The organism is Metabacillus rhizolycopersici (genome assembly GCF_020075705.1).
The window spans coordinates 1-10,136 of the sequence record NZ_JAIQUM010000117.1 but is presented as its reverse complement, the minus strand read 5'-3'; the positions used below and the strand labels follow the sequence as shown (position 1 = coordinate 10,136).

Here is a 10,136-nt window from a genome sequence, read left to right as displayed (position 1 = left end):
CTATCCCAGGCATAGGAGAAAAAATCGCGGCAACGATTATTTCTGAAATTGGTGAGATAGATCGATTTAATCATCCTAAGAAACTTGTAGCTTTCGCTGGAGTTGATCCTAGTGTATTCGAATCTGGTAAGTTTACAGCCACCCAAAATCGGATCACAAAACGAGGATCTAGCAGGCTTCGTCACGCTTTATATATGGCAGTTCGTTGTGCTATTCGTGATTGTCGCAAGAAGAAAACGACTGAGGAAATCATCCCTCGCAACAAGAAAATGCGTGAGTTTTATGATAAAAAACGTGAAGAAGGAAAACCCTATAAAGTAGCTGTAATTGCATGTGTAAATAAGCTCTTACATTGGATTTATGCCCTGTTAAAAAGCAAAAAAACTTTCCAAGATATAGCTTAAAACCTATATCTAACTAAATAACTCAAAACTTTCCATTTAAAAGATAATGGAAGGTTATTTAGCATGCACATTTTTAGTATATCATGAATGATTTTAAGTTTTTATTGAAAAATGTTGACAAACTATTAGCTGGTTTAGTTGAATAACAAAAAAGCTAGCAATATCAGCCAGCTCTTCTTGTATTACAATCCACTTGTTGAAATAAAACGCCTATTCTTCCATAAAAATTCGTGCGTAGTATTCTGTTTCTTCATCTAATTTGTTGTCTTTTCTCAATTCCTCAATAGTTTCTTTTCGGTCATCTTCAATCACTTGAAAACTTCCTGAAACATTTGGTGTTTTCCCTTTGTTTTTATCCATACTTTCACTCCTACATTTCATCTTATTTATATTAGGGTATTCATTTCCCTTTTCATTTTGTGTTTAATTTATAACTTTATTCGAATGCTCATTATGGTTTCTTCTTAAGCTAACCTGCCCCGTTACTTTAAGTACATTTATTCACAATCTTTAACGCGATTTTAACATAAATATCCAATAGGAAATCACCTCTAAGCTTTATAAAGAGGTGATTGTTAGCAAACATTATTATAAACTATCAATCTTTTTTATGAATTATCAAACTTTTTTCAAAAGCTACACTAATGACTTTTTTGATATGTAAATTCTAAGATTTGTGAGCACCAAGAATTTTTAAAAATAATCATTTGTATTTTCCTGATACTTGAGCATATTAAAAACAATGATATTGAAAGGAGATGAGATACATAATGACACATCAAGGAATGCAAAACAAAGATCAAACAAGAGCGCAAATTGAGAAACAGGATAAAAAAAATGATGTTGAATTAGGGGGTGAGTTCCAAATTGGAAACTCAGGTCCCCAAAGCCAAAAAAAGAGTGGGCGTCAAATGAATAAACAACCTGGATCTTTATAAGAGCGTCTTCCGAATGAGGTGTAGCTTTATAACAAAGTTTGATCAAAAATATCATATGAACCCGCATTTTACGGAAAATCAAAAGAATCTATTTTGAAAAAAGTTTGATCATTTTTGTGCTGCGTTCTTAAACTAAACCACCCTATAGTTTAAGTACAATCCTTCACAAAGTAATAGTAAAAAAAGCCGAACTCCAGTGTAGAAAATCGGCTTTTTTTCTATCAAATTATAATTTATTATACCATTCATCATCGACAGGCTCTAACCAGTCCGTTTGACCTGGTGTCATTGCTAGGTGTACAAACCAACTGTCTTTTGCCGCACCATGCCAATGTTTTACGTTCGGCGGAATATTCACCACATCACCTTTTTTGAGTAAACGTGCTGGTTTTCCTTCTTCTTGATACCAACCTTCTCCACCAGTAACTAGCAAAACTTGTCCAGCTTTATGAGAGTGCCAGTTATTGCGAGCTCCTGGAGCAAAGGTTACATTCCCGATTGATGTATTGAGTGGCGTTGGATCAGTAAACACCATTTGTAAATAAGCATCACCAATAAAGTTTGCTTCAACTTTTTGTCCCAATGGGAAGATTGTGCTATTGCTTAATTGTTCATTTTTCATTTTTCAATTCCAACTTTCTTTTAATTTTTTACCCTGTTAAATTATATTGTTGTTATCTGATTATTTCTGTATTTAATTACTTATTGCTATAGCATTTACTGGATACCAATTGTCTCCACGTTTCTCAAAACACATTTTCATTTGCATACTCCAAGTGTTTCTAAAACCATAAATTCTAGCATCAATTTTGGTATCACAAATGAGAATAGCAGTATTACCATCTATTGTGATTGTTGTTTTTTGGGGCATGGTTTTGAAGTATTTCATTTCTTCATTATCTATTTGTTCAAGCCATTCTTGCTTAGGTTGATGATAACCAGTTATGTGTACTAATACATAATTGTCATCAAGGATGTCATCCAATGTTTCAGTGTCTTTATTAACCATTGCATCATCAATTCGGTGATAAACTGCTAGGATTTTTTGTTTATCTTCGCTCATTTTTTTACTTGGAACCTCCTCATAAGAATCCCGAAGCGTTATTTATTGCTACCAATAATTGCATCATACTAATTTTAAATAATTAATCCCGTTTTGTTACATACTTCATCCATAGCCCACCATCGTCCAGTTTTTCTATGTCCTTTAAGAAGAAATTTACTGGTTGTGTTTTATTTAGATAAGAACTCGTTTCAAATAGTGTCACAGAGTTAGAGGCAGCATCTGCGATTGGAACTAAAACGAGGCTTAATTCATCAATTAACCCTTCATTTAAAAAGGAGCCGTTTAGAAAGCCTCCACCTTCTAACATTAACTTATCAATGGAAAATAACTTTTTTAGCTTTTCCACTACTAGACTAAAGTTTAATCGTTCTTTTCCGCCAAAAATATAAGAAATACCTATCTTTTTCAGATGACCCAAGTATGCATCGGATACTTGCTCTGTAAGGACTTCGATTATATGGTCCTCCGACCTATGCTCATTCCATGGTGCTATTGAATTTTCTGTCCATCCTACTTTTCCAGAGGGGTCTACTGCTATGACATAAGTTTTGGCATCTTTTTTTGCTACGTAATCCATTCTTGGGATCGTCGGAATGCTATCTTGTGCTAAATCTAATTTATGTCCGAAAGTAAAGTGTTCCTCCATGGTAACCCTGCCACACATCCATGCTTTACATCCGTACCGTCCATGAATTTTTTCGTATTCGTCTGTAAAATATGCTGCTCGTTCTACTTTCATATAATCTCCAATGACTTTCCCATCCAATGATGTTAGCATATGGCAAATAATATATGGTCTATCCAATGGATTCGCTCCTTTATATATTCCTACTCAGGTATTACTTCATTTAAACAGCTGATTGCATTTAATGTTCTCGGATACCCTACATAAGGAAGTAAATTTGTAACTACATTCAGTAATGTTTGTTTATCATTTCCTACATTTACATTGGCTCGTATGTGGCCTTTTAATTGAGGCTCACATCCACCCAAAGAAAGAAGCATAGAAAAGGTTAAAAGCTCTCTCGTCTTTAGATCCATTCCTTTTCTCGTCAAATAATCCCCAAAACAATTCGCAGATAAATATTTTTGGATATGCTTCTGATTTTCAGGCGAATTTTTATACATGTTTTCAACTTGTTCTGCTCCAACAATTGTTTTTTGCACTTCTAATCCTTTTTCAAATCGTGTCTCTGGTGTAGTTGTGGATTGGCCCTCCAATGGCAGCTTTATTCCTCTGCTTTGTAAGATTTCGTTCGTAGCATGGATAAAATCAAATACTTTTGAAATCCCAATATAGGGAACAGCTTGATAGACAATTTCCTTCACTTCAATTGGAGTTACACCAACATTAAGTGCACCGCCAAGCATAACTTTATATTCGCTTAATGCTTGGCTTGCAATCATGGATGCTAAAATAACCATTAACCTAGTTGTTGTATCCAATTTTGCATCGGTTATTACTTCATCAAAAGCAAAGTTATCAAATACTTCGATAAGTTCTGGATCGGTTACTTTTAAGGTTGATTTATGATTTGGAAACAATTCTTCGTGGTTTTTGTTTGCAGTTTCACTTATACGCACAATTAATCCTCCCTTATTATTGAAAGTGGGCGGCATATATACAGCCCACCACAAAAATTATTAATCTAAACCAAGCACTGGATGCGGCACATACGGCTCTTCCATATACGCAATTTCTTCAGCTGTTAATTTAATCGAAAGAGCAGCTGCTGCATCTTCAAGGTGAGATGCTTTCGTAGACCCGACAATTGGAGAAGTAATAGTGTCTTTTTGCAGCACCCAAGCGAGTGCAATTTGAGCTCTTGGTACACCTCGTTTTTCCGCCACTTCTGCAACTCTTTCAACAACTTGTCTGTCTGATTCGGATGTTGCTGGGTAAAACTTTTGCCCAACTGCTTCTTTTCCCCAACGTGCACTTGTTTCCTCCCAATTACGAGTTAACTTTCCTTTTGCAAGGGGACTCCACGGAATCACAGCGATTTTTTCTTCCTTACAAAGTGGAAGCATTTCTCTTTCTTCCTCACGATATAGGAGGTTGAAATGATTCTGCATCGACACAAACTTGGTCCATCCATTTTTCTCTGCTATATTGTTCGCTTTCAGAAACTGCCATGACATCATGGAAGAAGCTCCAATGTATCTTGCTTTTCCTGCCTTCACAACATCATGGAGTGCCTCCATTGTTTCTTCAATCGGTGTGCCGTAATCCCAGCGGTGGATTTGGTACAAATCCACATAATCTGTACCTAGGCTTTTAAGGCTTTTATCAATTTCTCTCATAATATGCTTTCTGGAAAGACCTTTACCATTTGGACCTTCATGCATCGGAAAATAGACCTTTGTCGCAAGGACAAGTTCATCCCGATTTGTGTACTCTCTTAAAAATTTCCCAACAATTTCTTCACATGTACCATCTGAATAAAAATTCGCTGTATCAAAAAAATTGATACCTAAATCAAGGGCTTTTTTTAGGATAGGGCGGCTTTCTTCTTCACCAAGTGTCCATTTAGGATAGCCTCGGTCAGGTTCACCAAAGCTCATACAACCAAGGGTAAGGCGAGATACATCTAATCCTGTATTTCCAAATTTCACATATTCCATTTGATTTTTCCTCACTTTTCAGTTGTTTGCATAAAATCAGAGCATCATTTCAAGTTACAGAGTAGACATATCAATAACAAATCGATAACGAACATCACTACGGAGAACACGCTCATATGCTTCGTCAACTTGGTCAGCACTGATTACTTCAATCATTGGGGCAATACCATGTTTGGCAGAGAAATCGAGCATCTCTTGTGTTTCCCTAATTCCACCAACGTTTGAAGCAGCTATGCTACGACGACCAGCGAATAGGGAAAAAACATTGTATTGATCTGGCTTGTTTGGTAGACCGACATTTACAAGTGTTCCATCTACGTTAAGAATTGATAGATACGCATCAACGTTAATATTTGTAGATACAGTATTTAATATAAGGTCAAATCTACCAGCCAACTTAGTAAACGTAGCAGGGTCACTGGTTGCATAATAATGATCTGCACCAAAACCAAAGGCTTCATCTTTTTTATTCATTGTCTGACTTAGGACAGTAACTTCAGCACCCATGGTATGTGCAAACTGTACTGCTAGGTGGCCAAGACCTCCCATTCCGACAATCGCAACTTTCTTACCAGGGCCGACCTTCCAATGTTTCATAGGAGAGTACGTGGTGATACCTGCACACAATAGCGGGCTTGCCACATCCAGATCTAAGCCGTCAGGTATACGGACAACAAACTTGTCTTTTACAACGATTTTTTGGCTATATCCACCGTAAGTTAAATTACCGTCGTAGCCTATTGAATTAAATACCACGACAACACCTTTCTTACAAAATTGCTCCTCACCTCTAAGGCAGAATTCACATTCTCCGCAGGAGTCAACAAAGCAACCGACACCAACTCGATCACCAACAGCGAATTCTGTAACTTCTGCTCCTACAGCTGTCACGACTCCTGCTATTTCGTGACCAGGAACCATCGGGAAAACACCACGACCAAAATCATTGTGTGCATTGTGAATATCAGAGTGACAGATACCGCAATACTTAATATCAATTAAGACATCATCTGGTCGTAAATCTCTTCTTTTAATTGTTGTTTGTTCAAATGGTGCTTTTGCACTCGGTACACTTAGTACACGGGTGGGAATGTTTTTATGATTATTACACATAAGGGATACAATCCTTTCGTAAAAAAATTTTTCATTCAAATTATCAACATATCCTACTTTTTAAAAAATAATAAACATTGATATGTTAATGTACATTTGTTTATAATTATAATCTGATACGGATTGCTTACAATGGTTAAATAAATACGTTTTGTTAAGTAATGAACAAATCAATTAAAATTGTTAATTATCTTTAAGAAAGTTTGGTGATTCTACAATGCCTAAAGTGGATAGAAGAATAGCTAAAAGCCAGGAAGCCATCAAAAAAGCTGTTCTTGAACTTATGTCGGAGAAGAATTTTGATGATATCACGATACAGGATATTTCTGACAGGGCAAATGTCAGCCGTGGAACCATTTACCTTCATTACTTGGATAAATATGACCTTTTAGATAAGCTCATCGCAGACCATATTAACGAAATGCGGGTAATATGTGAATCAGCATCTGAATTGGATTTTATAGATGCGAATCGGCCGTGGTTTGAATACTTAGAAAGCAATTATTTATTTTTTTCTACGATGTTAGCTAGTAAAGGAGCTCCGTCTTTTCATAGTCAGTTCCGTGAATTTCTTGTCGAAGAGTTCAAGGATGAAGTTGATATAACAAAAGGAAAAAATCACGGTTTAAACGAAGATATTATTCTTCAATTTATTGTTACTTCATATGTAGGGATTGTGGAATGGTGGATCACGAATGGAATGCCTTATCCACCTCAAGTCATGGCAGAACAAGTTGGAATGTTGTTAGAGAGGAATTTATAATTTTCTTCATCTGTAGTTCCAATAATGAATATAGCTGTAACACTTAGATAAAAAATACACCATGGGCAGAAGAATCCTCCCATGGGTGTATTTTTTTATAATTTAGCTGATTTTTATTAGAAGTGTGTTTCATCAATATCAATTTTAGATAAAGCATTATTAAGGTTATCTAAATCTTCTTTTGTTAATTCTATATCAGCTCCACCTAAGTTTTCTTCTAATCTGTGTAATTTAGTTGTACCTGGAATTGGAATAATAAATGGTTTTTGGGCTAATTCCCATGCTAATACAACTTGGGCAGATGTTGCATTCTTACTTTTAGCAACTTCAGCAATTAATTCTAATAACGCTTGGTTATGGTCAATCACTTTGGGTTTGAATCTACCCATGAAACTTCTAAAATCGCCTTCTTCGTATTTTGTATCTTTTGTATATTTTCCGCTTAAGAAACCATTTCCTAGTGGACTGTAAGCAACAAAAGAAACCCCTAACTCTTCACAAATATCAAATAATTCTTTTTCAGGCTCACGCCAAATCATCGAGTATTGATTTTCAATTGCAGCAATCGGACATACAGCATGTGCACGTTTCATATAATCAATGGGTGCATTAGATAATCCCCACGCTTTAATTTTTCCTTCAGCCATTAATTCCTTCATCGTTTCTGCCACAGCTTCTGGTTCTACATTCGGATCAATACGATGTTGATAATATAAATCAATGCAATTGACTTTTAATCTTTTTAGTGAGCCTTCTAATTGTTCTCTAATAGATTCTGGTGTACTATTTAAAATATTTTGAGGACGATCATTTACAATTTCTTGTCCAGTAATTCCAAATTTAGTTGCAAGCACAACTTGATCTCTTACTGGTGCAAGTGCTTCGCCCAATAATTCTTCATTGGATTCTCCATAAACAACAGCAGTATCAAAGAAATTGCAGCCTAGTTCAACAGCTTTACGAATTAATTTGATCATTTCATCACGATCAGCTGGCTTTCCATAAGCATGATCCATTCCCATACAGCCTAAACCAATCGCAGACACTTTTAAACCACTATTTCCTAATAATCTCATTTTCATTTTACTCATCCCCAAGTATCGTTGTCTGCATTTGTTTCAATCTCAAAATCGAAAAACATCAATTTCTATTCCCTAAATACATTTTTTGTACCCTTACTTCATTTGGCTGTCTTGTACAAGAAAAAGCATTAAATATCAAGTTTACGGGTACCAATCCATTTCACCATTTCAGGATCCCTATGTGAAAAGAACAGACTTTCTTTCGTGTCTAATGCAGCAATTTCCTCTATATCTTCTTGGCTTAATTCAAAGTCAAAAATATTGAAGTTTTCAATGATTCTATCCTTATGAACCGACTTCGGAATAACAACCACTTCTCTTTGTGTCAACCATCGTAAAATAACCTGGGCAACGGATTTATTATGCTTTTCGGCTATTGATACTAACATTTCGTTCTGGAACATGTTATTTTTCCCTTCAGCAAATGGTCCCCAAGACTCTATTTGGACATTGTTCTCTTTCATAAAGTTATGACTTTCTATTTGCTGGCAGAAAGGATGTGTTTCAACTTGATTTACGGCAGGAACTACTTCATTATGAATGATCAAATCCACTAGACGGTCACTCTGGAAGTTACTAACTCCAATTGCCCTGATTTTTCCTTGCGCGTACAATTCCTCCATTGCACGCCAAGAACCATATACATCGCCGAATGGTTGATGAATTAAATATAAATCCAGGTAATCCAATTGCAGTCTTTCCAATGATTTTTCGAATGCTTTCTTTGTGCTCTCATAACCAGCATCCTGAACCCAGAGTTTTGTGGTAATAAACAATTCCTCTCTTGGCACACCACTACGCTTGATTGCTCTGCCGACTGCTTCTTCATTTAGATAAGAGGCAGCTGTATCGATCAAACGATAGCCTGCCATAATAGCGTCATAAACCACTTGTTCACATTCATTTTCATCTTGAATTTGAAAAACACCAAAGCCTAGTATAGGCATTTCAATACCATTGTTTAACATTACTTTTTGCATATTAAGCCCTCCTGTTTTATAAACATTTATATCTGTTATTTGCCTACTCTATTTGCATATTCAGCCGGATAGCGCTCTCCTGAAATCTCAATCTTTGAAAGTGCGTCGTTTAAATCAATTAGTTCTTTGGGAGTTAGCTCAACTTCCGCTGCACCAAGATTTTCTTCTAATCGCTCTAATTTCCTTGTGCCGGGAATCGGAACAATCCATGGTTTCTGAGCCAGTACCCATGCTAGTGCAATTTGAGCTGGTTTTGCTCCTTTTTCTTCAGCAATCGTCTTTATCAAATCGACCAAAACCTGATTAGCTTCGATATTCTCCGATTTAAAACGAGGAACTATACTGCGGAAGTCAGAACTAACGAATGTTGCATTTTTATCAATTTTTCCAGTAAGGAAGCCTTTGCCTAGCGGGCTGAACGGAACAAAGCCGATTCCAAGTTCTTCAAGGGTAGGAAGCAGTTGTTCTTCAGGACTTCTCCACATCATGGAGTATTCACTTTGAATAGCTGTAAGCGGATGAACCGCGTGTGCACGGCGAATGGTTTCCACGCCGGCTTCGGAAAGTCCCCAGTGCTTGACCTTCCCTTCTTTGATTAGGTCTTGTACCACTCCAGCTACTTCCTCAATTGGCACGTTGGGATCAACACGATGCTGATAGTAGAGGTCAATGGTGTCAACTTTTAGGCGATTTAGCGAGCCTTCAACAGAATGCCTAATGGTCTCCGACTTGCTGTCAAGCACCTGCTTTCCATTTTCCATTTGGATACCGAACTTAGTGGCAATGACCACTTTTCCCTTGAAAGGTTTAAGCGCTTCACCAACCAACTCCTCATTCACATATGGACCATAAACTTCGGCGGTGTCGAAGAAAGTAACGCCTCGATCAATTGCTGCATGAATCAGCGAAATCATCTCTTTCTTGTCCGATGACGGACCATACCCATGGCTCATACCCATGCATCCAAGTCCGATAGCAGAAACTTCCAGGTCACTTTTTCCTAATTTACGTTTTTGCATTATTTTTCTTCCTTTCCTTTTTATCCCGCATTAACGGGCAGTAATACCCCCACCTCTAAGCTTGAGTGAATCACAAAGAGGCGAAGGTGGGGGATAACTGCCCGTAAAAGCTAAGGTAAGTCTCGCTATCCATCAGTGGGGGATAA

The 10,136-nt window shown here is 36.9% G+C and carries 13 protein-coding genes; 3 read left to right on the top strand and 10 right to left on the bottom strand.

Features of this window, described 5'->3' with window-relative positions; genetic code table 11:
- Positions 1 to 404: transposase (locus K9V48_RS25670; RefSeq protein WP_224141935.1), on the top strand; the 404-nt coding region annotated here is incomplete at its 5' end.
- A 210-nt stretch (positions 405 to 614) separates the two neighbouring features.
- Here the strand turns inward: K9V48_RS25670 and K9V48_RS25665 are convergent.
- Positions 615 to 764, bottom strand: a complete 150-nt coding sequence (locus K9V48_RS25665; RefSeq protein WP_155928528.1) for a hypothetical protein — start codon at positions 762 to 764, stop codon at positions 615 to 617.
- Between the two features lie 410 nt (positions 765 to 1,174).
- Here K9V48_RS25665 and K9V48_RS25660 point away from each other — a divergent pair, with 410 nt between their 5' ends.
- Positions 1,175 to 1,342: a hypothetical protein gene (locus tag K9V48_RS25660; protein WP_224141934.1), complete on the top strand. Its 168-nt coding sequence runs from the start codon at positions 1,175 to 1,177 to the stop codon at positions 1,340 to 1,342.
- Positions 1,343 to 1,568: 226 nt separating this feature from the next.
- Here K9V48_RS25660 and K9V48_RS25655 read toward each other — a convergent pair whose 3' ends face one another.
- The 6 genes from K9V48_RS25655 to K9V48_RS25630 form a co-directional block, all read right to left on the bottom strand.
- The gene (locus K9V48_RS25655) at positions 1,569 to 1,964 is read right to left on the bottom strand and encodes a cupin domain-containing protein (protein WP_224141933.1); all 396 of its coding nucleotides are present in this window, start codon (positions 1,962 to 1,964) and stop codon (positions 1,569 to 1,571) included.
- A gap of 72 nt (positions 1,965 to 2,036) precedes the next feature.
- Positions 2,037 to 2,405 carry a nuclear transport factor 2 family protein gene (locus tag K9V48_RS25650; protein ID WP_224141932.1) on the bottom strand — a complete coding sequence of 123 codons (369 nt, stop codon included), beginning with the start codon at positions 2,403 to 2,405 and terminating at the stop codon, positions 2,037 to 2,039.
- Between the two features lie 82 nt (positions 2,406 to 2,487).
- Positions 2,488 to 3,213 (bottom strand): dihydrofolate reductase family protein, encoded by a 726-nt coding sequence (locus K9V48_RS25645; RefSeq protein ID WP_224141931.1) that lies wholly within the window; start codon positions 3,211 to 3,213, stop codon positions 2,488 to 2,490.
- Between the two features lie 23 nt (positions 3,214 to 3,236).
- Positions 3,237 to 3,992: a carboxymuconolactone decarboxylase family protein gene (locus K9V48_RS25640; RefSeq protein ID WP_224141930.1), complete on the bottom strand. Its 756-nt coding sequence runs from the start codon at positions 3,990 to 3,992 to the stop codon at positions 3,237 to 3,239.
- Between the two features lie 60 nt (positions 3,993 to 4,052).
- Positions 4,053 to 5,033, bottom strand: a complete 981-nt coding sequence (locus K9V48_RS25635; protein WP_224141929.1) for an aldo/keto reductase — start codon at positions 5,031 to 5,033, stop codon at positions 4,053 to 4,055.
- A 54-nt stretch (positions 5,034 to 5,087) separates the two neighbouring features.
- Positions 5,088 to 6,146, bottom strand: a complete 1,059-nt coding sequence (locus K9V48_RS25630) for an NAD(P)-dependent alcohol dehydrogenase (RefSeq protein ID WP_224141928.1) — start codon at positions 6,144 to 6,146, stop codon at positions 5,088 to 5,090.
- A gap of 217 nt (positions 6,147 to 6,363) precedes the next feature.
- Between K9V48_RS25630 and K9V48_RS25625 the strand changes: the two genes are divergently transcribed.
- Positions 6,364 to 6,909, top strand: a complete 546-nt coding sequence (locus tag K9V48_RS25625) for a TetR/AcrR family transcriptional regulator (protein ID WP_224141927.1) — start codon at positions 6,364 to 6,366, stop codon at positions 6,907 to 6,909.
- 116 nt (positions 6,910 to 7,025) lie between these two features.
- Here K9V48_RS25625 and K9V48_RS25620 read toward each other — a convergent pair whose 3' ends face one another.
- The 3 genes from K9V48_RS25620 to K9V48_RS25610 form a co-directional block, all read right to left on the bottom strand.
- Positions 7,026 to 7,991, bottom strand: a complete 966-nt coding sequence (locus K9V48_RS25620) for an aldo/keto reductase (protein ID WP_224141926.1) — start codon at positions 7,989 to 7,991, stop codon at positions 7,026 to 7,028.
- A gap of 128 nt (positions 7,992 to 8,119) precedes the next feature.
- Positions 8,120 to 8,971 (bottom strand): aldo/keto reductase, encoded by an 852-nt coding sequence (locus K9V48_RS25615; protein WP_224141925.1) that lies wholly within the window; start codon positions 8,969 to 8,971, stop codon positions 8,120 to 8,122.
- 35 nt (positions 8,972 to 9,006) lie between these two features.
- Positions 9,007 to 9,990, bottom strand: coding sequence for an aldo/keto reductase (locus K9V48_RS25610; RefSeq protein ID WP_224141924.1), 984 nt, complete (start codon positions 9,988 to 9,990; stop codon positions 9,007 to 9,009).
- Positions 9,991 to 10,136: the final 146 nt, after the last annotated feature.

Bases quoted from the DNA above. Each gene is read 5' to 3' on its own strand.
- K9V48_RS25610 (WP_224141924.1), bottom strand. From the start codon at position 9,990: ATGCAAAAACGTAAATTAGGAAAAAGTGACCTGGAAGTTTCTGCTATC.
- K9V48_RS25660 (WP_224141934.1), top strand. From the start codon at position 1,175: ATGACACATCAAGGAATGCAAAACAAAGATCAAACAAGAGCGCAAATT.
- K9V48_RS25615 (WP_224141925.1), bottom strand. From the start codon at position 8,971: ATGCAAAAAGTAATGTTAAACAATGGTATTGAAATGCCTATACTAGGC.
- K9V48_RS25665 (WP_155928528.1), bottom strand. From the start codon at position 764: ATGGATAAAAACAAAGGGAAAACACCAAATGTTTCAGGAAGTTTTCAA.
- K9V48_RS25630 (WP_224141928.1), bottom strand. From the start codon at position 6,146: ATGTGTAATAATCATAAAAACATTCCCACCCGTGTACTAAGTGTACCG.
- K9V48_RS25650 (WP_224141932.1), bottom strand. From the start codon at position 2,405: ATGAGCGAAGATAAACAAAAAATCCTAGCAGTTTATCACCGAATTGAT.
- K9V48_RS25655 (WP_224141933.1), bottom strand. From the start codon at position 1,964: ATGAAAAATGAACAATTAAGCAATAGCACAATCTTCCCATTGGGACAA.
- K9V48_RS25620 (WP_224141926.1), bottom strand. From the start codon at position 7,991: ATGAAAATGAGATTATTAGGAAATAGTGGTTTAAAAGTGTCTGCGATT.
- K9V48_RS25625 (WP_224141927.1), top strand. From the start codon at position 6,364: ATGCCTAAAGTGGATAGAAGAATAGCTAAAAGCCAGGAAGCCATCAAA.
- K9V48_RS25635 (WP_224141929.1), bottom strand. From the start codon at position 5,033: ATGGAATATGTGAAATTTGGAAATACAGGATTAGATGTATCTCGCCTT.